The organism is Antrihabitans stalagmiti, assembly GCF_016482825.1.
GTDB classification, from domain to species: Bacteria; Actinomycetota; Actinomycetes; order Mycobacteriales; family Mycobacteriaceae; genus Antrihabitans; species Antrihabitans stalagmiti.
Genome location: NZ_JAEMNV010000008.1, coordinates 267637 through 289499 on the forward strand (window position 1 = coordinate 267637; position 21863 = coordinate 289499).

Below are 21863 nucleotides of genomic sequence, written 5' to 3' on the forward strand. Positions count from 1 at the left end.
TTGAGCACAGCACTGTCGAAGGGTGGCGCATTCGGCGTCGTCGAAGCACCCGATGCCGCGGTCCGCGAACAGGCGCAAGCTCGTCAGCTGCAACTGACGAAACCAGCGGGGTCCCTCGGCCGCCTCGAACAGGTCGGCAACTGGCTGGCCGCCTGCCAAGGTGTCTGTCCGCCAAAGGCTTTTGCGCGCCCGCGAGTTGTGATCTTCGCTGGTGACCACGGTGTGACCACCAACGGCGTCTCCGCGTTTCCCAGTGAAGTGACGATGCAGATGGTCGGCAATTTCCTCGCCGGTGGCGCTGCGGTCAACGCGCTTGCTGCCGTTGCCGGGGCGAGCGTCCGCGTCGTCGACATCGCCGTCGACGGCGACACCGACCCAGCCATCTCGGTGCACAAGGTGCGTCGCTCGTCGGGATCGATCGCAACCGAGGACGCTTTGACGGCAGAGGAGGTCGACCAGGCGATTGCAGCTGGCCGCGCGATCGCCGACGAAGAGGTCGACGCAGGCGCTGACCTACTGATCGCAGGCGACATGGGGATCGGAAATACAACTCCGGCAACAGTTCTCGTCGCTGCGCTGACCGACACCGAACCTGTCGCGGCAGTCGGACGCGGCACCGGCGTCGACGACGCAGGCTGGATGCGCAAGACGGCAGCGATACGTGACGCGCTGCGGCGAGCCCGGCCGGTCGTCAAGAATCCCGTCGACCTGCTGCGTGTTGCTTCCGGCGCCGATATCGCTGCGATGGCAGGCTTTCTGTCGCAGGCGGCGATCAGGAAGACACCGGTGATCCTCGACGGTGTCGTCGTCACCGCCGCCGCACTTGTCGCCGAAGACTTAGCGCCGGGCGCGAGCGCGTGGTGGGTCGCCGGACACCGTTCGACCGAACCCGCACATACGTTGGCACTGAAACAACTTCGGCTCGAGCCGCTGATCGAGATGGAAATGCGACTCGGCGAAGGCTCCGGCGCGTTGACGGCGTTGCCGATCCTGCACGCTGCTGTCGCAACGCTCGCCGAGATGGCGACCTTCGGCGATGCCGGAGTGACCGACCGATCGTGAACGGACTCCGGCTCGCGTTCTCCTGGCTGACGGTCCTGCCGATCAGCGGACCGGCGTCCGTCGACCGCGACACCTCCGGACGGGCGATCCGCCTCGTTCCGCTGACCGGCGTCGCACTCGGCACTGCTGCGGCAGGGCTGTTGTGGCTGCTCGTGAGCGCAGGCATCACGCCCCTGCTTGGGGGTCTGCTCACGGTTGCGGCACTCGCGCTTGCGAGCCGCGGCATGCACATCGACGGCCTGGCAGACACGTTCGACGGGCTGGGTTGCTATGGGCCGCCCGAGCGCGCCCGCGACGTGATGCGATCGGGTGGTGCCGGACCTTTCGGCGTAGCTGCGATAGCCGTTTCGATTGGTGTGCAAGCTGTTTCGTTCGGCGTCCTGGCATCGGCCGGAGCGTGGCTCGCCGTTGCAGTAGCCGTCACGGCGGGACGTGTTGCGGTCGTCATCGCCTGTCGGCGCGGTACCCCGGCAGCGACGGACACCGGCTTCGGCGCGCTGGTCGCCGACACGCAACCCGTGTGGGTCGCCATCGCGTGGACCGTGCCGCTGCTTGTCGTCGCAACCTGGAGTACGGACCGCAGCTGGCTTGGACCGGTCGCCGTCGCGCTCGCACTCGCGGGATCGGTTCTGCTCGTCCGCCACTGTGTGCGCCGCTTCGGCGGCCTCAGCGGCGACGTCCTCGGCGCGACCATCGAGGTGAGTGTCGCCGTCACCGCGTGTGTGCTCTCGGCGTCCTAGAACGCCTGGACGATCACGCGATCTCGCCGACCAGATATCGCTGCAGCGTCGGCGCGATGGCCGCGACCAGGGTGTCGACATCGGCAGAGGCGATCGGCTCTGTTCTCGCCGCGTAGCGCATCATCCCGAGACCGACCAGTTGCGACGCGCAGAGCGACGCGCGCAGCGGAATATCGTCGGCCCCGATCGCGACGAGCAGCTTCTCGAAAATCGGACCGATGAACAGGGCCTGCAGTGTTTCGACCGCCTTCGTCGCGCTGACCGCGCCGACCGTCGTCGCCGCGAACGGTCCGCCGCCTGCGGCGTCCCACGTGACGATCAGCTGCCGCAGCGTTCGCGTACCGAGTTCTTCGGCGGTCCCCGTGATCAATCGATCGATGAAGTCCGGGGTACGTATCGGTAGCCGCAGTTTGGCCGCGACCGCGTCGAGATGTTTGCCGGCAAAGCCTGCTGCGCCTGATTCATTGGACATCACAGTGCTCAGATTGACCCGCGGGCGGGCCGAATGCAACGGCCCACGCTGACACAGTCGGTGAATAGTTGCCGGGCCGGTGCCGCCGCGTCGTACGGCAGCGGAGACAATCGAGGTATGTCCGCAGACCGTCTGTACTTTCGCCAGTTGCTGTCCGGCCGCGATTGGGCCGTTGGAGATCCGATCGCGACGCAGATGCGCAACTTCGCGTACCTCATCGGCGACCGCGAGACGGGCGACTGCCTTGTCGTCGATCCCGCCTACGCGGCAACCGATCTCGTCGATGCCGCCGAGGCCGACGGTATGCGGGTGGCCGGCGTGCTTGTCACCCACCACCATCCCGACCACGTCGGCGGCGAGATGATGGGCTTCTCCCTGCCGGGTCTGGCAGATCTGCTCGAGCGCGTTGCCGTACCCGTTCACGTGAACGAACATGAGGTGCAGTGGGTTTCGCGCGTCACCGGGATTTCGGCAGGCGACCTCACCGGGCACGCCCACCGCGACAAGGTCAGTGTCGGCGCGATCGACATCGAGTTGCTGCACACACCAGGACACACGCCCGGCAGTCAGTGTTTTCTGCTCGACGGTCGCCTGGTCGCCGGTGACACGCTGTTCCTCGACGGATGTGGACGGACCGACTTTCCCGGCGGCGACGTCGACGAGATGTTCCGCAGCCTGCAGAACCTCGCCAAGCTCGACGGCGACCCGACAGTCTTTCCGGGCCACTGGTATTCGACGGATTCGAGCGCGTCGCTGTCGACGGTCCGCAGCACGAACTACGTCTTCCGGCCACGCAATCTCGAGGAATGGCGGTCGATGTTCGGCGGCTGAGCAGGTCCGAAGGTCGACCCCGAACCTCAGCGCAGCTTCGTCATCCAGCCGTGGATGTCGGCGAAGGTACCGCGCTGGATTCCGGTGAGCGTGTCGCGCAGCGCCATCGTCACTTCACCGGGTTCGCCGTCGGCGATCGTGAAGTCGCCTGCCGCCGATTTCACCGAGCCGACCGGCGTGATGACGGCGGCCGTTCCACAGGCGAACACCTCGGTGATCTCCCCGGACTTGGCCTTCTTCTGCCACTCCTCGGTCGAGATCTTGCGCTCCTCGACGGCGAACCCGGCGTCGGCAGCAAGGGTCAACAAGGATTCGCGCGTGATGCCCGGCAGCAGCGAACCCGACAGCGACGGCGTCACCAGCCGCGCATCGGGTCCGGAGCCGAAGACGAAGAACAGGTTCATGCCACCCATCTCTTCGACGTACTTACGCTCGATCGCGTCGAGCCACACGACCTGGTCGCAACCTTTCTCTGCCGCCTGCGCCTGCGCGACAAGAGAGGCGGCGTAGTTGCCAGCGAACTTGGCCGCACCGGTGCCGCCGGGTGCCGCACGGACGTATTCCGTTGACAGCCAGACGCTTACGGGCTTCACACCGCGAGGGAAGTAAGCACCTGCGGGCGACGCGATCACCAGGTAGCGATAACTGTTCGCTGGCCGCACGCCGAGACCGGGCTCGGTCGCGAACATAAACGGCCGGACGTACAGTGCGTCCTCACCGCCGGCTTTGGGAACCCACTCGTTGTCGGCGTCGACCAATTCGACGATCGACTGGATGAACAGTTCGACCGGCAGTTCCGGCATGGCGAGCCGGCGCGCCGAATTCTGCAGCCGCCGTGCGTTGGCATCGATCCGGAACGACGCTATGCCGCCGCCCGGCTGCCGGTACGCCTTGAGGCCTTCGAAGATCGATTGTCCGTAGTGCAGCACCATCGCGGACGGGTCGAGCGCGATCGAGCCGTAGGGCGCAACAGTCGCGTCGGTCCAGCCACCGTCGACGGTGTAGTCGATGGAAACCATGTGGTCGGTCATGTACTTGCCGAAACCGGGCGCCGCCAAGATATCCGCACGCGCCTGCTCGGTTGCCGGAGCAGGGTGTGGAATACGAGTGAACTGGGTGGCGACTGTCATGGGTCGATCTTATCGAACCGTTTGTCGGTTCAACGGATGGCTCACTTGGTATTGACCTCGACGAACGGCGGATCGACGACCTCGCAGCGCAACCGCCTGCCGCGCACGTCGACCTCGACCTCGTCACCGACGTCGACGCCGGGATCGGTGTCGACGAGCGCAAGCGCGATGCCGACCTTCAACGTCGGCGAGAAGGTGCCCGATGTCGTCTCTCCGACGGCCTCGCCGTCGCGCAGCACCGACTGACCTTGGCGCAGCACGCCTCGGTCGATTGCGCGCAGTCCCCACATCTTTCGACGTGGACCGTCGGCGCGTTCCTGCGCCAACGCGGTCTTGCCCCAGAAGTCCGGCTTCTTCCAGCCGATGGCCCACCCGGTGCGCGCCTGCAGCGGGGAAATCTCCAGCGACAGTTCGTGTCCGTGCAGCGGATAGCCCATCTCGGTACGCAGGGTGTCGCGGGCGCCGAGGCCAGCTGCTTCTCCGCCGACAGCCTTCACCTGTTCGAGGATTGCGCGGAACAGCTTCTCGCCGTCGGCCCAGCTCGGTAGCAGTTCGTAGCCGTGTTCGCCGGTGTAGCCGGTCCGGCAGACTCGCACGGCGACACCGTCCCAGGTGGCGTCCTCGTAGGCCATGTACTCGAGGTCGGTCGGCAGGCCGAGCGCGGTGAGTACGTCGGCCGAGCGTGGCCCCTGCACTGCGAACACCGCGAAGTCGCGATGTTGGTCGGTGACGGTGATCCCCTCCGGCGCATCGGCTTTCAATGCAGCGACCACAGCGGCGGTGTTGGCGGCGTTGGGGACGAGGAAGATTTCGTCGTCGTCGACGTAGTAGGCGATCAGGTCGTCGATTACGCCACCGTCCGACGCGCAGCACAGCGTGTACTGCGCTTTGCCCGGCCTGATCCGACCGAGGTCGTTCGTCAACGTCGCATTCACGTACGCGGCTGCGCCCTGACCGCTGACCGTTGCCTTGCCGAGGTGGCTGACATCGAAAAGACCGACGGTCTCGCGGACCGCAGTGTGCTCGGCGACCGTCCCCGCGTAGGAGACGGGCATCGCCCAGCCGCCGAACGATGCGAAGGTGGCACCGAGTTCGGTGTGCACGGCGTGAATCGGGCCCTGAAGAAGGTCGTCGGTCATGGGAGTCAACGCTAGCTCGAGGCGGTGTCGGGTCGCGTCGCTAGCATTGGTCCCACCAATCATCGCTGTCGCCACGACCTGCGCGCCGCATCGAACGCAAACAAGGAGAGCCTGTGAGTTCCCAGACGCCGCCCCGACCGCTCGGACCCGAGTTGACGCTCGCCGACAACCTCGACGACGCCGCGGACGTGCTGGTGATCGGACTGCACACAGGTGAGGACGGTCCGTCGGCGGTAGTCGGCGACGACATCCTCGACGCGTCCGTCGTCGACGACATCGTGGCCGCTCTGCGCGCTGTCGGCGCGAAAGGCCAAGCCGAGGAGCTGACGCGTATCGCAGCGCCTGCCGCGCTGCCGGTCGACAGTGTGCTCGCCGTCGGGCTCGGTAAGGCCGACGATGTGACGCCGGAGCAGATCCGCAAGAGTGCGGGTGTGGCCGCCCGGTCGCTGGCGGGTGTCGAGGCCGCGGCAACGACACTGTCGACTCTCGATGTCGGCGCAGCCGCCGAGGGTTTCTACCTCGGTGCCTATACCTTTTCGAAGTTGAAGACCAAAGACGTGACGACGCCGCTGCAGCGGGTTGTTCTGCTGTCGACCGACAAGTCGGCAGCCGGGGCGCTCACCCGGTCGGCCGCCATCGCCGAAGCAGTCGCGACCGCGCGTGAGTTCGTCAACACCCCGCCGAGCCATCTCTACCCCGCCGAGTTCGCTTCGCAGGCAGAGGCTCTCGGCACAGCTGCGGGACTGGCGGTCGAGATCCTCGACGACAAGGCACTCGAGCAGGGCGGCTACGGCGGCATCTTCGGTGTCGGCAAGGGGTCCTCGCGGCTACCGCGAATGGTTCGCCTCACCTACTCGAGCGGCAAGGACGACGCGACCAAGGTTGCCCTCGTCGGCAAGGGCATCACGTTCGACACCGGCGGCATCTCGATCAAGCCCGCCGCGAACATGGAGAACATGACCTCCGACATGGCGGGCGCCGCCGCGGTCATCGCGACGATCGTCCTCGCGGCGAAACTGGAACTTCCGCTCGACGTGATCGCCACCGTCCCGATGGCGGAGAACATGCCGTCCGACAACGCGCAGCGGCCTGGCGATGTACTGACCCAGTTCGGTGGCACCACGGTCGAAGTCATCAACACCGACGCCGAAGGCCGGTTGATCCTTGCCGACGCGATCGTGCGCGCCTGCATCGACTCCCCTGCCTATCTGATCGACACCGCGACGCTGACAGGCGCCCAGCAGATCGCGCTCGGCAATCGCACACCCGGCGTGATGGGAACGGAAGACTTCCGCGATCGGGTCGCCAGGATCTCGCAGGAGACCGGTGAAAACGGCTGGCCCATGCCGCTTCCCGCGGAACTGCGCGCCGACCTCAATTCGAAGGTCGCCGATCTCGCGAACGTCACGAACCACCGCTACGGCGGCATGTTGTCTGCTGGTCTGTTCCTGAAGGAGTTCGTCCCCGACGACGTCGCGTGGGCGCACATCGACATCGCGGGTCCGGCGTACAACACCGGCGGACCGTTCGGCTACATCGGCAAAGGTGGTACCGGCGTACCGGTCCGCACCTTGATCGCGGTCCTGGAAGACATCGCTGCCAACGGCTGAGTGCCGTTCGCTGTCAGCTTCCCTCTGTCTGACGACGGCGCTCGATCTTCTTGCGAGCGTCGTAGTCACGCATCCGCTGCGGGTATCCCGTCTTCCGCACGTCGTAGACGGGAATACCGAGGTCTTCGGCAAGTTTCTGCGCCCCACGCTCCCCCACGATGCGGCGCGTCCATTCACCGTCGACGGCGATCAGCACGGCGGTCACGTCCGTGACCGTCGTCTTCGGTTCGACGTATGCCTCGACCCCCGTGTGCGTCTTCGCCCAGTTCGCTAAATATTGCGCGTCCTGCGTGCTCGTCTTGCCAGAGCCACCCGCTTTACGACGCGAGAACCTACTCAACAACCCCACCCTTGGCTCCTCACCCTCGAATCCCTGTTGAGACATCTCCCCGCGCGCAACTTCCGGCGACAAGCTCGCAACCTCGGTGACGATTCTGCCAGCGATGTCGAACATCGTGCCCTGCGCGCAACGCGGTTCGCCGAGGAATGCAAGGATGAAGATCGCCGCAAGTACCCGCGCAAAACGCAATGGCAACGCACAATGGTGGTCGACCAGGAGTCGCCCGCTACCGAGAACCCGAACTCAATCTCGAGGAGTCAAAAGACATGGCCTTCTCCGTCCAGATGCCAGCGCTTGGGGAGAGCGTCACCGAAGGAACGGTGACCCGTTGGCTCAAGCAGGAGGGAGACACGGTCGCAGTCGACGAGCCGTTGCTCGAAGTCTCCACCGACAAAGTCGACACCGAGATCCCTTCCCCCGCAGCAGGTGTGCTCACGAAGATCACCGCGCAGGAAGACGACGTCGTGGAAATCGGCGGCGAGCTCGGTGTGATCGGCGACGCCGACGAATCCGAAGACTCTTCGGGGTCGAGCGATTCCGAAGCGAAAGCTGAGCCGGAACCCGAGCCCGAAGCCGAGCCCGAACCCGCCGCCGAGCCGGAGCCGCAAGCGGAGGAAGAAGCCGCGGACGAGCCCGAACCCGAACCTGCGGCCAAGTCCGAAAAGTCGTCCGGCGGCGGCAACTCCGGCACCTCGATCACGATGCCCGCACTCGGCGAGTCGGTCACCGAAGGCACTGTCACGCGCTGGTTGAAGGCTGTCGGCGACGAGGTAGCAGTCGACGAAGCGCTGCTCGAGGTCTCGACCGACAAGGTGGACACCGAGATTCCGTCCCCGGTCGCCGGAACACTGCTCGAGATCACCGCCGAGGAAGACGACGTCGTCGAGGTCGGCGGTCAGCTTGCGATCGTCGGATCCGGTTCGCCGGCAAAGGCCGAATCGAAGCCCGAGCCAGAGCCGGAACCCAAGCCTGAGCCTGAGCCGGAGAAGAAGCCGGAACCCAAGCCCGAACCGAAAGCCGAGGCCAAGCCCGAACCGAAGGCCGAAGCCAAGCCCGCACCGAAGGCGGAGCCCGCACCCGCGAAAGCCGAGAGCGGCTCGAGCGACTCGTCGCCCTACGTCACGCCGTTGGTTCGCAAGCTCGCCTCGGACAACGACGTAGATCTGTCGTCGGTCAAGGGCACCGGTGTCGGCGGACGCATCCGCAAGCAGGATGTGCTCGCCGCGGCCGAAGCCAAGAAGGCTCCCGAAGCGCCTGCCCCCTCGAAGGCTCCTGCCGAAGCCCCAGCTGCTGCTGCGAAGAAGCCTGCAGCCGGTCGGCCCGAGCTCGAGCACCTTCGCGGAACGACGCAGAAGGCCAATCGAATTCGCCAGATCACGGCGATCAAGACCCGCGAATCGCTACAGACGACGGCTCAGCTGACGCAGGTCCACGAGGCCGACCTCACCAAGATCGCGGCGTTGCGCACCAAAGCGAAGGCAGGCTTCAAGGAACGCGAAGGTGTGAACCTGACGTTCCTGCCGTTCTTCGCGAAGGCAGTCGTCGAGGCTCTCGGTGTGCACCCGAACGTCAACGCCAGCTACGACGAGCCTGCCAAGACGATCACCTACCACCCGGCAGTGCATCTCGGCATCGCTGTCGACACGGACCAGGGTCTGCTGTCGCCGGTGATCCACAACGCGAGTGATCTCTCGATCGCAGGCCTCGCACGGGCCATCGCAGACATTGCCGGTCGCGCACGCAGCGGTGGACTCAAGCCCGACGAGCTGTCGGGTGGCACGTTCACGATCACCAACATCGGCAGTCAGGGTGCCTTGTTCGACACCCCGATTCTGGTGCCGCCGCAAGCGGCGATGCTCGGCACGGGTGCGATCGTCAAGCGTCCGGTCGTTGTCACCGACGAACTCGGCAGCGAGTCGATCGGTGTTCGGTCGATGTGCTACCTCCCGCTGACCTACGACCATCGCCTGGTCGACGGTGCCGATGCGGGCAGGTTCCTCACGACGATCCGGCAACGGCTCGAAGAGGCAGCATTCGAAGCCGAACTCGGGCTTTGAGGACTGAACGAAAACACCTGAATGAAGATCGCGATCGCTGGTTCGTCCGGATTGATCGGGACGGCGCTTGTCGCGTCGTTGCGGCACGACCGTCACGATGTCGTGCGGTTGGTGCGCCGTCCCCCTGCCGGTGCGGACGAGTTCCAGTGGGACCCGGAACAAGCCATCATCGATCCCGGTGCACTTCGTGGTGCCGACGCCGTAGTCAATCTCTGCGGCGTCGGTATCGGCGAAAAGCGCTGGACGGGCGCGTTCAAACAACAGCTGCGTGACAGCCGCATCACGCCGACCGATGTGTTGGCCAACGAGGTCGCGAAGGTCGGGGTTCCGGTTCTCGTCAATGCCAGCGGCATCAACTTCTACGGTGACACCGGCGACCGGATCGTCGACGAGTCCACACCCGTCGGCACCGGTTTCTTCCCGACGCTGTGTCGCGATTGGGAGGATGCGACGCACGCTGCCACGGCTGCGGGTGCGCGAACCGTCCTGCTTCGCGGTGCACCGGTGATGGCACGGCGTGGTGGCGCGCTCGGCAGGCTGCGGTTGCTCTACTCGGTCGGTTTGGGCGGCAGGCTCGGCAGCGGCAGGCAGTACTTTCCGTGGATTTCGATGGTCGACGAGATTCGGGCGATCAAGTTTCTGGTGACCGACTCCAGCCTCTCGGGTCCGGTCAATCTGGTCGGTCCGGCGCCGGTCACCAATGCGCAGTTCAACAAGGCGATGTCGCGGGCGATCCGTCGCCCGGCACCGTGGGTCGTTCCGAAATTTGCTCTGACGGCTCTGCTGGGCGATCTGGCGAACGAGGGGCTGCTTGTCGGACCGAGAGCAATTCCGGCCGCGCTCGAGGGTGCCGGGTACGTGTTCCGCCACAACACGATCAACGAAGCGCTCGAAGCGGCGATCGGTTGACCGTGATCAGGGACGCGCGTCGTGACGACCTGCCCGAGATCCTCGTGATTCACAACAGGGCCATCGTCGACACGACTGCCAACTGGGACGAGAACGAGGTCGATCTCGCCGACCGCGATCGTTGGTTCGATCAACGTGCCGCCGACGGCCATCCCATCCTTGTCGCCGAGATCGACGGGGTCGTAGCGGGTTTCGCGTCCTACGGTCCGTGGCGGGCGAGGTCCGGCTATCGCCACACCGTCGAGAACTCCGTGTACGTCGCCGACTCCTACCACCGGCGTGGGATCGCGACGGCGCTGCTTGCCGAACTGCTCGAGCGCGCCCGCCAGGGTGGCATCCATGCCGTGGTTGCGGGTATCGAAGCGTCGAATCTCACGTCGATCGCACTGCACGAAAAGTTCGGTTTCCGCGTGGTCGGCCGATTGCCCGAGGTGGGAACCAAGTTCGACCGTTGGCTCGACCTCGTCCTGATGCAGCTGACCCTGCCGGTGGACCCGAGCGCTAGCCTTTGACCTATGAGTGTCACCGGATCTGCGCGGCTATCGAGCGACCCCGTAGTTGTCGAGCGGCTCGGCACCATCGACTACCTCGCTGCGTGGGAACGTCAGCGCAGCCTCGCGGCGGACCGCGCCGACGGTATCGGCAGCGATCATCTGTTGCTGCTCGAACATCCCTCCGTGTACACGGCAGGTAGGCGGACCGCTCCCGAGGACCGCCCGACCGATGGAACGCCCGTGATCGATGTCGATCGCGGCGGAAAGATCACGTGGCACGGACCCGGTCAGCTCGTCGGGTATCCGATCGTCAAACTCGCCGAGCCGATCGACGTCGTCAAGTACGTGCGTCGACTCGAAGAAGCGCTGATCACGGTGTGTTTCGGTCTCGGCGTCGAATGCGGTCGGGTCGAGGGCAGGTCCGGCGTGTGGCTCGCCGCTGCGCTCGAAGCCGGCACCTGGCGGCCGGAACGCAAGATCGCGGCGATCGGCGTCCGTGTGCAGCGCGGCGTCGCGATGCACGGGTTCTCGCTAAACTGCAACTCGGCGTTGACAGCGTTCGACACCATCATTCCGTGCGGCATCGCAGACGCCGGGGTGACGTCGCTGTCGCAGGAACTCGGACGTGACGTGACGGTCGACGAGGTCACCCCCGCCGTCACAGAGGCGGTGCTCGACGCTCTCGACGGGACACTCGCCGTTGCCGACCACGATATCGACCGTGTGGCCTTCTCCGATCAGGTTCCCGAGCCGACGTTCACGACCCTGCGATTCGGCTGAGTTTCGCCGGTCGCCGAGGTGTCGGGGCGTCGGCGTAACATCGCACAGGTGACTGTCTCACCAGAGTCCCCATCAGCAGGGTTGCCCACAGCAGGGTTCCCAACAGCCGCCCCACAAGGGCGCAAACTGCTCCGCATCGAAGTCCGCAACTCCGCAACGCCGATCGAACGCAAACCCAACTGGATCAAGACCCGCGCAAAAATGGGACCCGAGTACACAGAACTCAAAAGTCTCGTCAAACGCGAAGGCCTGCATACGGTTTGCGAAGAAGCGGGCTGCCCCAACATCTACGAGTGCTGGGAAGATCGCGAAGCAACCTTCCTGATCGGCGGCGAACAATGCACCCGCCGCTGTGACTTCTGCCAGATCGATACCGGCAAACCCGCCCCCTTGGATCGCGACGAGCCGAATCGTGTGGCAGACAGCGTCCTTGCCATGGGGCTACGCTACTCGACGATCACCGGCGTCGCTCGCGACGATCTCGACGACGGCGGAGCCTGGCTGTACGCCGAAACGGTCCGCCAGATTCACGAGCGCAACCCGGGTACGGGAGTCGAACTTCTGATACCCGACTTCAATGCTGTGCCCGCACAGCTTGCCGAAGTATTCGAATCGCGTCCGCAGGTGCTCGCGCACAACCTCGAGACGGTTCCACGAATCTTCAAACGCATCCGGCCGGCTTTCCGCTACCAGCGCTCGCTCGACGTCATCACCGCTGCCCGCGACTTCGGACTTGTCACCAAGTCCAACCTGATCCTCGGCATGGGCGAGACGCCGGAGGAAGTCACCCAGGCACTGCACGATCTGCACGACGCTGGCTGCGACATCATCACGATCACCCAGTACCTGCGACCGTCACCGCGGCATCATCCGGTCGATCGGTGGGTCAAGCCGGAAGAGTTCGTCTCGCACTCCAAGGATGCCGAGGAGATCGGATTCGCCGGCGTCATGGCCGGACCACTTGTCAGGTCCTCGTACCGGGCTGGGCGCCTCTACGCGCAGGCGATGGCGCACCACGGTCGCGAAATCGCACCCGACCTGGCTCATCTCGCCAAGGAAGGCACGGCATCGCAAGAGGCGACGTCGGTGCTCGCCAGGTTCGCACCCGTTCACGCATAGGAGTCGGTCGATCTCTGCGCCCGGGTGAGATCTGCCGGGTCGCCGAAGGCTTATCCTGTCCTTATGGCGAGAGGCACGAGCAAGCCCGGCAACGAGGCGAAGGCTGCAGCAAAAGCAGCGAAAAAGGCGGCGTCCAAGCAGCGTAGGTCGCAGCTGTGGCAGGCGTTCAACATGCAGCGCAAAGAGGACAAGCTGCTGCTGCCGCTGATGATCGGTGCCGTCGTGGTCTCGACGGTCGCGTTCTTCCTGATCGGTCTGATCTTCGGACTGCAGTGGTTCCTGTTGTCGATCGGCATCCTGGTCGGCATCCTGCTCGCGTTCATCATCTTCGGACGTCGCGTCGAGAAGACGGTCTACGGCAAAGCCGAGGGACAGGCAGGTGCGGCAGCCTGGGTGCTGGACAACCTGAAGGGCTCGTGGCGGGTCAAGAACGGGATCGTCGGCACGACGCACATGGATGCCGTCCACCGTGTGATCGGCCGGCCCGGCGTCATCCTCGTTGCCGAAGGTGCTCCGCAGCGCGTCAAGTCGCTTCTCGCACAAGAGAAGAAGAAGACCGCCCGCCTCGTCGGCGATACTCCGATCTACGACATCATCGTCGGCAACGACGAGGGCCAGGTTCCGCTCAAGCAGCTGCAGAAGTACATGACCAAGCTGCCGAACAATATCGACACGAAGCGGATGGACAACATCGAGTCGCGCCTGTCCGCGCTCGGTACCCGCAGCGGTCCCCCGCTGCCGAAGGGTCCGATGCCTGCCGGGGCGAAGATGAAGGGTGTGCAGCGCACGATGCGCCGCCGCTGAGTCCTTCCAGTCGTTACCGCGACTTCAACACGACCGTCTTGGACAGGCGGTCGTGTAAGCCGCGACCATCGCCGTCGGTGATGAAGGCGGGTACGACCAATGCAAGTAGCAGTGACCGGATGCCGGCGTGCACGATGTCGACGCGCGGCGCACCGTTGGTCATCGCCACCTGTATGCCGGTGATGAGCTGACCGGGTGTGAACGTGAACAGGGTGACCGCAAGGATGCCGAGCACCAACCAGACGAGCAGCGTGATGGTCGACGGCTGAGCGAACGGCGCCGCGCTGTAGATCAAGCCCGCGATGCCGAGCGAGAGCAGCCAGTCGATCAGCAACGCGATCAGACGACGGCCGGTCGGCGCGATCGACCCGATCCCGTCCTGTGGCAAGCCGAGTTTCTCGCCGCGATACGCATTGTCTGTGTTGCCGTTGCCTTCGGGAAGGGCCGCCGAGGGACCCGACAACCACGATCCGGTTATACGTGCCATAGCAGTCAGGATAGGCGTTTGTTTCAACCCCGAGTCGCGGGCTCCGGCCCCGGATGGCAGGATGGGTGCGCTCGCTCACAATGCCTGCGTAACCGGCACATAATGCACGTATAGCCGCTTATGGCACTGTGATCGTCGATTACTGCACGTGTAACACTCGCGAAACACAGCCTTGACCGCGGGGCAACACCGCGTCCATACCGTCGGGTCGCGAAAAAGCTTTGCATTTGTAATGGCTGGGAACCGAACTGAAGGAGCACAAGCGTGGCGTTCACCACGGCCGAAGAGGTCATCAAATTCATAGCCGATGAGAACGTCGAGTACGTCGACGTCCGATTCAGCGACCTTCCCGGCATTCAGCAGCACTTCTCCATCCCTGCGAAGTCCCTCACGACGGACTTGGCAGAAGAGGGTCTCGCATTCGACGGCTCGTCGGTGCGCGGCTTCCAGTCGATTCACGAATCGGACATGCTGCTGCTTCCGGACTTCACCACAGCGCAGCTCGACCCGTTCCGCGCCGCGAAGACGGTCAACATCAACTTCTTCGTGCACGACCCGTTCACCCGTGAGTCCTACAGCCGCGACCCCCGCAACGTCGCGCGTAAGGCCGAGGAGTACTTGGTCAGCACTGGCATCGCCGACACCGCGTTCTTCGGTGCAGAGGCCGAGTTCTACATCTTCGACTCCGTCCGCTACGACTCCGGCATCAACGGTGCGTTCTACGAGGTCGATTCCATCTCGGGTTCGTGGAACACCGGCAACGAGTTCAACGCCGACGGCTCCCCGAACCGTGGCTACAAGGTTCGCCCGAAGGGCGGCTACTTCCCCGTCGCGCCGTACGACCACTACGTGGACCTGCGCGACCAGATCGCCACCAACCTGCAGAACGCGGGCTTCGAGCTCGAGCGTGGCCACCACGAGGTCGGCACTGCCGGTCAGGCCGAGATCAACTACAAGTTCAACACGCTGCTCGCCGCTGCCGACGATCTGCAGCTGTTCAAGTACATCGTCAAGAACACCGCATGGGCAGCAGGCAAGTCGGTCACCTTCATGCCGAAGCCGCTGTTCGGTGACAACGGCTCGGGCATGCACGTCCACCAGTCGCTGTGGAAGGACGGCAAGCCGCTGTTCCACGACGAGGCAGGCTATGCGGGTCTGTCCGACCTGGCCCGCCACTACATCGGCGGCATCCTGCACCACGCGCCGTCGCTGCTGGCCTTCACCAACCCGACGGTGAACTCCTACCACCGCCTGGTTCCGGGCTACGAAGCGCCGATCAACCTGGTGTACTCGCAGCGCAACCGTTCGGCTGCTGTCCGTATCCCGATCACGGGCAACAACCCGAAGGCAAAGCGTCTCGAGTTCCGTGCGCCCGACTCGTCCGGTAACCCGTACCTGTCGTTCGCCGCTCAGATGCTCGCCGGACTCGACGGCATCAAGAAGAAGATCGAGCCGCAGGCACCGGTCGACAAGGACCTCTACGAGCTCCCGCCCGAGGAGGCCAAGAACATTCCTCAGGCTCCGACCAGCCTGGCGTCGGTCATCGACCGCCTCGAGGCCGATCACGAGTACCTGACCGAGGGTGGCGTCTTCACCACCGACCTCATCGAGACGTGGATCAACATCAAGCGTGAGCAGGAGATCGCTCCCGTCAACCTGCGTCCGCACCCGTACGAGTTCGAGCTCTACTACGACGTGTAACCACACGCCGGCTCCACGAAGTCAGACCAAATCCACCCGTTCGGCACCTGCCGGGCGGGTGGATTTGTCTGTCACAGCTCCTCGTAGTCAGCCTGCCGAACGCACAGGCGACCTACGGTCCGTCTTGCCAGGTGTCGCTCGACGGATCACATTGGACCGCAAAGCCCTCGGACGTTTGCGAACCGACTTCAGAGGGGTAGCTGCACGGCGTTCCGATCTCGTTTTCGCCGATGAGCGGGACAGTGCCCACCCATTTCCATCCGCCCCGGTCGCCCATATAGGTGCACACGATTTGTTTACCGGTAGACGTATCTACGCCCACCCGAGCGTGATGCGAACACACGTCGCCGATCGCACCCGGCACCGGCGGCGGCGCCTGCGTCAACGAAGGTGACGCGGTGGCCTGACCAAGTCCACCAGAAACGGTCGCGCCGATAAACAGCGCCGTAGCAGTCGCGGCAACATTGAGTGTGCGCATAGTTCAGCCCTTCGCCCCTTGCCAGTTTGAACCTATTTCGGCCGAAGCGTTGCTGATCGCGGAGTTTGAATTTCTTGACCGAGTGAGGCGTCACCGTCCGCGCCGACCACACGCCGGCTCCACGAAGTCAGCACAATCCACCCGTTCGGCGCACGCGCCGGGCGGGTGGATTGTTTGTGTACACGACCTAGTCGTCCCAGTATTCGTGGGGGTGGAAATAGTGGTTGATTCGCGGCTTTCGGGTCGGATCGATATGTTTCGGCGGAACCCACAGAATCCGGCCAGGATATTTATGGTCGGCGCCGGCGACGATGGCGTGCCAATCTGTGTCCTTCACCCCGGCGAGCGGATGATGGGTATCGCACACCAACGCAAGCTGATCGACATCGGTGAGACCGAGTTGGGCAACCCATTCCCGGCAATGATGGCACTGGCACATATTTGCTGGGCGTGAGCACGTAGGGAAGGTGCAGCCCTTGTCTTTGGCGAAACACACCAACCGTTGATCACCCTGCGCGATCCGCTTGGACCTGCCCAGATAGATCGGACGACCAGCATCATCGAACAACGCCAGGTAATGACGGGCATGGCGAGCCATCCGCAACACATCGCGGATCGGCAACAGTGATCCGCCACCGGTGATCGCGGTCCCGGACGCCTCTTCGAGTTCCTTCACCGTCATCGTCGCCACCACCGTCACCGGCAACCCCCGATGCTGGCCCAACGTTCCGGACGCCAAAGCATCGCGCAGGATCGCTTTGAGTGCGTCGTGCTGCCGTTTCTCCAGACACCGATCATCACGCTTCACCGTCTCGGCCGCCGGATCCTCCTCGACCGTCGACTCCTCGTCCGCCGGGTTGAGAACACCTGGTTTCGCATACTTCGCGAACGCCGCCTCCAAATACGCACGCAGTTCCGGGTCGACGCAGAAACTGCCTTTCGTCATCAGATCCGCACCCTGGGGGCCGAGAGTGAAACTACGTTTGCGGGCGCGTTCGGCTTCCGGTTTCGGACCGTCCGGGTTCAGATACCCGAGTATCCGGTTCGCGGCGGTCCGCAGTTGGTCGGGCCGCAGGACGCGGGCCTGCTCGGCAAGTTTCTGTTCGGCAAGCTCCGCGGTCTCGTTGTCGACGTCGAGCGGGACATGGCGAAAGAATTCGCGGATCACCTTCACATGCTCATCACCGATCGCACCGTCGGCCACTGCTGCAGCGGTGGCGGGATAGGTCGGGTTGCGCCGAGCTCCGCTGAACGTCACCTGCGGGGACAGATCATCAGCGATCCGGATCCGGGTGCGGGCCTCACTGGGGCTGATCCGCAACGCGTCGGCGAGGGTGTTGGCGACGTTGTGGTCGCCGAGTTCACCACAGCGCCATTGACGTTCGATGGTGTTGATCAACGGGTAGACGAAACCGGGGACGGTGCGCCCGATCGTTTCGAGGCGTTGGGTGACGACGACGCGTTGAGGGTTGGTGGAGAGTTCGTCGAATCCGGCGTCGCGCAGTTCACGAAATCCTGCTTCGATCTTCGCCAACGCAGCGTCCACCCGGGTGGTGGGGTGCGGTGTCGGGTTCGAAAGCATGATCGAATTCTATCGCCACCCACCGACAGGTTCCGGCACGGATGTATTGGGCTACAACAGTATTCGCCTCCTGAACAACGTTCAGGAGGACGGGGGTGAGGAGCGCACTGTGCCAGCCCGACCATCTGTTCCCAACACAAGCAAGCCGCTCCAGGCGTCACGCGTCGGCGGCACAGGCGCTGTGATGCCGCCCGCGCGGGACGATCATCGGCGTTCCTGCAACCGGGTCGGGGACCACTTCGCAGTCGAGACCGAACACGTCCTTGATCACCGCTGCCGTCGCGACCTCCGCCGGCGGACCCTCAGCGAAGATCGCGCCGGCCTTCATCGCGACGATGTGGTCGGCGTAGCGGAAGGCGAGGTTCAAGTCGTGCAGGACGAGGACAACCGTGGTGCCAGATTCGCGATTGAGATCGATCATCAGGTCGAGTAGTTCGATCTGGTTACTGATGTCGAGAAACGTGGTCGGCTCGTCGAGCAGCAGTAGGTCGGTCTCCTGGGCGAGGACCATCGCGATCCACACCCGTTGCCGCTGACCACCCGAGAGGTCTGAGATCCTGCGGTCGATCAGGTCACCGGTCCCGGTGGCTTCGAAGGCGCGAACCAGTGCGGCTTCGTCGGCCGAGTTCCATTTCCGGAACCATCCCTGGTGTGGATAGCGGCCGCGACCGACCAGGTCGCCGACTGTGATGCCGTCGGGTGCCACCGGGGATTGCGGCAGCAGGCCGAGCAGTTTGGCGACCTCGATACTGCGCATGTCCTGAACCGACCGCCCGTCGAGCAGGACGGTCCCGTCGCGCGGCGGGAGCAAGCGTGCCAAGCCGCGCAAGAGTGTGGACTTGCCACATGCGTTCGCGCCGACGATGACGGTGATGCGTCCGTCCGGTATCCGGACGTCGAGGTTACAGACGATGTCGGTCGTGCCGTAGCCGAGGGTGAGGTCCTCGGCGCGCAGGTCGTGGCCGTGTGCTCGCGTGCCCGTTTTCATCCGCCACGTCCTTCTCTGTTCGTCGTGGCGATCAACCACAACAGGTACGGCGCTCCGACCGCGCCGGTGATTGCGCCCGTCGGCAATTCGGTGGGTAGCAGGTGGCGGCACACGAGGTCGGTCGCGAGAACGATGATGGCGCCGACCAATGCTGCGCCGATGATCGAACCCCTGGCAGGTCCGAGCAACGCTCTGGCGATCGGTCCCGCGATCAACGCGACGAACGCGAGCGGTCCAGCGACCGCAGTGGCGAACGCGACGAGAACGATCGCGATCAAGAGCAGAGCGAGCCGAGACTTCTCGACGCTTAGGCCGAGAGCTCGTGCTGTGTCGTCGCCGAGTTCGAGTGTGCGCAGTTGCCGATCGAGGACGAGTGCCGCAGGCACCAGAACGAGCAGTGCGATCACCAACCACTGCAGCGATCGGTCGCTCCCCTGCCCGATCGAGCCTGCGAGCCAGTGCATCGACTCCTGCGCGTTCGAGATTCGTGCGCGAGCGACCGTGAAATAGACGATCGCAAGCATAAATTCCGAGACCCCGATACCGATGAGAATGAATCGATAGCCGGTGATGCCGTCGCGCCACGCCAGGATGTAGATCAACAGCGAGCTGACGAGCGCTCCCCCGAAGGCCAGCGCCGAGATTGCCAGTCCACCCAAGTGCAGCAACACAATTCCGAATACCGCGGCCAAGCTTGCGCCCGCAGACACGCCGACGAAATCGGGTGAGGCGAGAGTATTGCCGAGCAGCTGTTGGAACACCGTGCCCGAGACACCGAGCGCCAACCCGACACAGAGGGCGGCAAGTGAATGTGGCAGCCGAATGTCGCGGACGATGAAGTCGATACCGGGTTCGTCGACGAGATGCAGGACCGATCGGATCACGTCAGGCGCAGACAACAGTGAGCTGCCGAGCATTATGGAGGCCACGAAGAGTACGACCGTCAGCGCCGCGAAGCTGCCGAGGACGATGGACTTGCGCCGGGTCCGCGCTCGTCGATCACCGCGGACCGCAGTGACCACGTCGGCCGTCACAGCTCCGCCAGGTTCTTGTAGCGAACGAGCAGAACGAACGCGGGCGCTCCGAGCACGCCGAGCACGATCCCGACCTCCAGCTCCGAGTCGGTCGGCATGACCAGACGGCCGACGATATCGGCGGCAAGGAAGACGAGTGGCGTGAGCACGATGCAATAGGCAAGGATCCAGCGATAGTTCGGTCCGCAGATCATGCGTGCAAGGTGCGGCACGACGAGTCCGATGAACACGATCGGTCCGCAGGCCGCGGTTCCTGCCCCGCACAGCAGGATGACCGCTACGAAAACGACCGCTCGGGTTCGGCCGACGTTCTGGCCGAGCGAGCGAGCGGTGTCGTCACCGAGCGCCAAACCGTTCAATGCATGGGCCGCCCCGACGGCGAGCACGATACCGACCAGGATGAACGGCAGCACCTGCCAGAACACCGGCAGGTACCGACCAGCCAGCGACCCGACCTGCCAGAAGCGCAGCTGATTCAGCGCACGCACGTCGGACATGATCACGGCGGTCGTCACAGAGGTGAGCGCGGCAGTGACCGCGGCGCCCGCGAGAGCGAGCTTGACGGGCGTTGCGCCTTCCCGCCCGAACGAGGCGACCGAGTAGACGACGACGGTCGCGATGCCGGCGCCGACGAAAGCCAGCCAGACGTAGCCGCCGACGGACTCGATCCCGAATGCCGTGATGCCGAGGACGACCGCGGCAGCGGCGCCCGCATTGATCCCCATGATTCCGGGGTCGGCGAGCGGATTGCGCGTCACACCCTGCAGCAACGCACCGCTGAGGCCGAGCGCTGCACCCACGAGCAGACCGAGCAGGGTCCTCGGCACACGCATGTGCCGGACCACCGTTTCCGGCGTCGACGACGGATCAAAGTTCGTGAACGCATCGATCACCGTCGACAGGTCGACCGCGCGTGAACCGAGCACCAGACTTGCAAGCGACATCACGGCAAGCGCAACGATCGCGAGGACCAGGCCCGACGCGAGAGCACGATCGCCCCTCGACGCCGACTTCCGAGTCGTGGCGAGGGTCGCGGTCGGTGTCGAACTCACCCGACCAGGTCGGCGTTCGCCGACTGCACTGCCGCGGTGAGCTGTTCCAGCTGCGACGCGTAGTCGGAGTAGGTGTGCAACCAATATGCGGGCCACGGCACGACCGCATCTGCCTTGGCTGCCGCGACGCTGGTCCACGACGGCTGCTTCTTCGCGTCGTCGAGGTTGGCAGGATAGGAACGGTCGTCGATCAGGAGTAGGTCGGGCTGGTATCGGTCGGCGTTCTCCCAGCTCAGTGTCTCCCAGTACGGGAAGCCTTCGTCCGGCCGCTCGGGATCGACAACCTTCAGCCCCCAACTCTGAAAGTCGAGCAACTCGGGCGCGTACTTCGGCACGGCGACGGCGAGTCCGTCTGTGGTCGGTGACACGGCAAGAGCGGTGAGGCCCGGCTTCGCGGCGGTTGCCTGCGTGAAGTTGCTGCGAGCGGTCTCGAAGCGTTGTTTGTTCGCCGCAACGGTCGGATCGTCGAGTTTGCCGCCGAGACTTGCGGCGAGCTTTTCGTAGCCTTCGATCAGCTCCACGATCGAGTCACCCTGGCTCGGTCCGACGACGGGTGCCAGGTCAGCGAGCTTCTTGCTTTCCTCTTCGACGCCGGCCTCGAAGCCGGAGTGCGCGTTCTCGACGGGCCACCAATCGCCGACGATCAGGTCGGGCCGCAACGACGCTGCCTTCTCGACGTCGATCTCGCCGAACGTTTCGCCGAGTATCTCGACGCCGGACAGGTCGAGGTCTTTCGTTCCTGGGTCGGTTGTCACGTCGGAGTCGGCCCACACCGCGATTGGCTTGATTCCGAACGACATCAGCGCGGCCGCGGCATAGGCGTGCGCGATGATTCGCGTCGGTGTGTGATCGACCTCGACGGTCTCTCCCGATCCGTCGACGAAGGCCCATGGTCCGGAAGTGTCGTCAGCGCTCGACGACGAATCGGCTGAGCACGCGGCGCTGAACGACAGTGCAAGTAGTGCCGCAACCAGCACCGACAGGCGGCGCACGGCTGGTTTCGAGTGTGGCTTCACGGCTGGGTCCGTTCGAAAAAGAGGCGAATGAGACAAGC

General features: G+C 64.6%; 22 protein-coding genes. 11 read left to right on the forward strand and 11 right to left on the reverse strand.

The features are described from left to right. Together cobT and JGU71_RS23120 are read left to right on the forward strand one after the other, a co-directional pair. On the forward strand, positions 1–1062 hold the full coding sequence (cobT, locus tag JGU71_RS23115; protein WP_233529935.1) for a nicotinate-nucleotide--dimethylbenzimidazole phosphoribosyltransferase: 1062 nt from the start codon (positions 1–3) through the stop codon (positions 1060–1062). After that, positions 1059–1802 carry an adenosylcobinamide-GDP ribazoletransferase gene (locus JGU71_RS23120; RefSeq protein ID WP_199706849.1) on the forward strand — a complete coding sequence of 248 codons (744 nt, stop codon included), beginning with the start codon at positions 1059–1061 and terminating at the stop codon, positions 1800–1802. The genes cobT and JGU71_RS23120 overlap by 4 nt, the downstream gene beginning before the upstream one ends. A 13-nt stretch (positions 1803–1815) precedes the next feature. Here the strand turns inward: JGU71_RS23120 and JGU71_RS23125 are convergent, their stop codons facing one another. Continuing rightward, positions 1816–2274 carry a TetR/AcrR family transcriptional regulator gene (locus JGU71_RS23125; RefSeq protein WP_199706850.1) on the reverse strand — a complete coding sequence of 153 codons (459 nt, stop codon included), beginning with the start codon at positions 2272–2274 and terminating at the stop codon, positions 1816–1818. A gap of 117 nt (positions 2275–2391) precedes the next feature. On the opposite strand from JGU71_RS23125, the gene JGU71_RS23130 reads away from it, so the two are divergent. Then, entirely contained in the window at positions 2392–3105 is a 714-nt protein-coding gene (locus JGU71_RS23130; protein ID WP_199706851.1) for an MBL fold metallo-hydrolase, read from the forward strand. A 26-nt stretch (positions 3106–3131) separates the two neighbouring features. Here the strand turns inward: JGU71_RS23130 and JGU71_RS23135 are convergent, their stop codons facing one another. Continuing rightward, positions 3132–4235, reverse strand: a complete 1104-nt coding sequence (locus JGU71_RS23135) for a branched-chain amino acid aminotransferase (protein WP_199706852.1) — start codon at positions 4233–4235, stop codon at positions 3132–3134. Positions 4236–4276: 41 nt separating this feature from the next. Continuing rightward, positions 4277–5374, reverse strand: coding sequence for a glycine cleavage system aminomethyltransferase GcvT (gene gcvT / locus JGU71_RS23140; RefSeq protein WP_199706853.1), 1098 nt, complete (start codon positions 5372–5374; stop codon positions 4277–4279). A gap of 113 nt (positions 5375–5487) precedes the next feature. Between gcvT and JGU71_RS23145 the strand changes: the two genes are divergently transcribed. Then, positions 5488–6984 (forward strand): leucyl aminopeptidase, encoded by a 1497-nt coding sequence (locus JGU71_RS23145; protein ID WP_199706854.1) that lies wholly within the window; start codon positions 5488–5490, stop codon positions 6982–6984. Positions 6985–6997: 13 nt separating this feature from the next. Here the strand turns inward: JGU71_RS23145 and JGU71_RS23150 are convergent, their stop codons facing one another. Beyond that, a complete protein-coding gene (locus tag JGU71_RS23150) occupies positions 6998–7333 on the reverse strand; it encodes an oxidoreductase (RefSeq protein WP_199706953.1) in 336 nt (111 codons plus the stop codon). Between the two features lie 257 nt (positions 7334–7590). Between JGU71_RS23150 and sucB the strand changes: the two genes are divergently transcribed. The 6 genes from sucB (at position 7591) to JGU71_RS23180 (ending at position 13487) form a co-directional block, all read left to right on the forward strand. Continuing rightward, on the forward strand, positions 7591–9381 hold the full coding sequence (sucB, locus tag JGU71_RS23155; RefSeq protein ID WP_199706855.1) for a 2-oxoglutarate dehydrogenase, E2 component, dihydrolipoamide succinyltransferase: 1791 nt from the start codon (positions 7591–7593) through the stop codon (positions 9379–9381). Positions 9382–9402: 21 nt separating this feature from the next. Next, positions 9403–10290, forward strand: coding sequence for a TIGR01777 family oxidoreductase (locus JGU71_RS23160; protein ID WP_199706856.1), 888 nt, complete (start codon positions 9403–9405; stop codon positions 10288–10290). Further along, positions 10287–10802 (forward strand): GNAT family N-acetyltransferase, encoded by a 516-nt coding sequence (locus JGU71_RS23165; protein ID WP_199706857.1) that lies wholly within the window; start codon positions 10287–10289, stop codon positions 10800–10802. The genes JGU71_RS23160 and JGU71_RS23165 overlap by 4 nt, the downstream gene beginning before the upstream one ends. Positions 10803–10805: 3 nt before the next feature. Beyond that, positions 10806–11564 (forward strand): lipoyl(octanoyl) transferase LipB, encoded by a 759-nt coding sequence (lipB, locus tag JGU71_RS23170; RefSeq protein ID WP_199706858.1) that lies wholly within the window; start codon positions 10806–10808, stop codon positions 11562–11564. 48 nt (positions 11565–11612) lie between these two features. After that, positions 11613–12683 (forward strand): lipoyl synthase, encoded by a 1071-nt coding sequence (gene lipA, locus JGU71_RS23175; RefSeq protein ID WP_199706859.1) that lies wholly within the window; start codon positions 11613–11615, stop codon positions 12681–12683. Between the two features lie 63 nt (positions 12684–12746). Next, entirely contained in the window at positions 12747–13487 is a 741-nt protein-coding gene (locus JGU71_RS23180) for a DUF4191 domain-containing protein (RefSeq protein ID WP_199706860.1), read from the forward strand. Positions 13488–13500: 13 nt separating this feature from the next. On the opposite strand, the gene JGU71_RS23185 is transcribed toward JGU71_RS23180, so the two are convergent. Beyond that, positions 13501–13974 (reverse strand): RDD family protein, encoded by a 474-nt coding sequence (locus tag JGU71_RS23185; protein WP_199706861.1) that lies wholly within the window; start codon positions 13972–13974, stop codon positions 13501–13503. Positions 13975–14238: 264 nt separating this feature from the next. Between JGU71_RS23185 and glnA the strand changes: the two genes are divergently transcribed. Continuing rightward, entirely contained in the window at positions 14239–15675 is a 1437-nt protein-coding gene (glnA, locus tag JGU71_RS23190) for a type I glutamate--ammonia ligase (protein WP_199706862.1), read from the forward strand. Between the two features lie 112 nt (positions 15676–15787). On the opposite strand, the gene JGU71_RS23195 is transcribed toward glnA, so the two are convergent. The 6 genes from JGU71_RS23195 to JGU71_RS23220 form a co-directional block, all read right to left on the reverse strand. Continuing rightward, positions 15788–16153, reverse strand: coding sequence for a hypothetical protein (locus JGU71_RS23195; RefSeq protein ID WP_199706863.1), 366 nt, complete (start codon positions 16151–16153; stop codon positions 15788–15790). Positions 16154–16340: 187 nt separating this feature from the next. Then, the gene (locus tag JGU71_RS23200; RefSeq protein WP_199706864.1) at positions 16341–17735 is read right to left on the reverse strand and encodes a 13E12 repeat family protein; all 1395 of its coding nucleotides are present in this window, start codon (positions 17733–17735) and stop codon (positions 16341–16343) included. A 157-nt stretch (positions 17736–17892) separates the two neighbouring features. Next, complete coding sequence (locus JGU71_RS23205) at positions 17893–18723, reverse strand: ABC transporter ATP-binding protein (RefSeq protein ID WP_199706865.1); 831 nt, start codon at positions 18721–18723, stop codon at positions 17893–17895. Further along, positions 18720–19757, reverse strand: coding sequence for a FecCD family ABC transporter permease (locus JGU71_RS23210; RefSeq protein WP_199706866.1), 1038 nt, complete (start codon positions 19755–19757; stop codon positions 18720–18722). Before JGU71_RS23210 ends, JGU71_RS23205 begins: the two co-directional genes overlap by 4 nt. Then, on the reverse strand, positions 19754–20809 hold the full coding sequence (locus tag JGU71_RS23215) for a FecCD family ABC transporter permease (RefSeq protein WP_307829805.1): 1056 nt from the start codon (positions 20807–20809) through the stop codon (positions 19754–19756). The genes JGU71_RS23210 and JGU71_RS23215 overlap by 4 nt, the downstream gene beginning before the upstream one ends. After that, the gene (locus JGU71_RS23220) at positions 20806–21825 is read right to left on the reverse strand and encodes an ABC transporter substrate-binding protein (RefSeq protein ID WP_199706867.1); all 1020 of its coding nucleotides are present in this window, start codon (positions 21823–21825) and stop codon (positions 20806–20808) included. The genes JGU71_RS23215 and JGU71_RS23220 overlap by 4 nt, the downstream gene beginning before the upstream one ends. Positions 21826–21863: the final 38 nt, after the last annotated feature.

Coding starts and splice junctions, on each gene's coding strand:
- JGU71_RS23125 (WP_199706850.1), bottom strand. CDS start 2,274: ATGTCCAATGAATCAGGCGCAGCAGGCTTTGCCGGCAAACATCTCGAC.
- JGU71_RS23130 (WP_199706851.1), top strand. CDS start 2,392: ATGTCCGCAGACCGTCTGTACTTTCGCCAGTTGCTGTCCGGCCGCGAT.
- JGU71_RS23135 (WP_199706852.1), bottom strand. CDS start 4,235: ATGACAGTCGCCACCCAGTTCACTCGTATTCCACACCCTGCTCCGGCA.
- gcvT (WP_199706853.1), bottom strand. CDS start 5,374: ATGACCGACGACCTTCTTCAGGGCCCGATTCACGCCGTGCACACCGAA.
- sucB (WP_199706855.1), top strand. CDS start 7,591: ATGGCCTTCTCCGTCCAGATGCCAGCGCTTGGGGAGAGCGTCACCGAA.
- JGU71_RS23160 (WP_199706856.1), top strand. CDS start 9,403: ATGAAGATCGCGATCGCTGGTTCGTCCGGATTGATCGGGACGGCGCTT.
- lipB (WP_199706858.1), top strand. CDS start 10,806: ATGAGTGTCACCGGATCTGCGCGGCTATCGAGCGACCCCGTAGTTGTC.
- JGU71_RS23180 (WP_199706860.1), top strand. CDS start 12,747: ATGGCGAGAGGCACGAGCAAGCCCGGCAACGAGGCGAAGGCTGCAGCA.
- JGU71_RS23185 (WP_199706861.1), bottom strand. CDS start 13,974: ATGGCACGTATAACCGGATCGTGGTTGTCGGGTCCCTCGGCGGCCCTT.
- JGU71_RS23195 (WP_199706863.1), bottom strand. CDS start 16,153: ATGCGCACACTCAATGTTGCCGCGACTGCTACGGCGCTGTTTATCGGC.
- JGU71_RS23200 (WP_199706864.1), bottom strand. CDS start 17,735: ATGCTTTCGAACCCGACACCGCACCCCACCACCCGGGTGGACGCTGCG.
- JGU71_RS23205 (WP_199706865.1), bottom strand. CDS start 18,723: ATGAAAACGGGCACGCGAGCACACGGCCACGACCTGCGCGCCGAGGAC.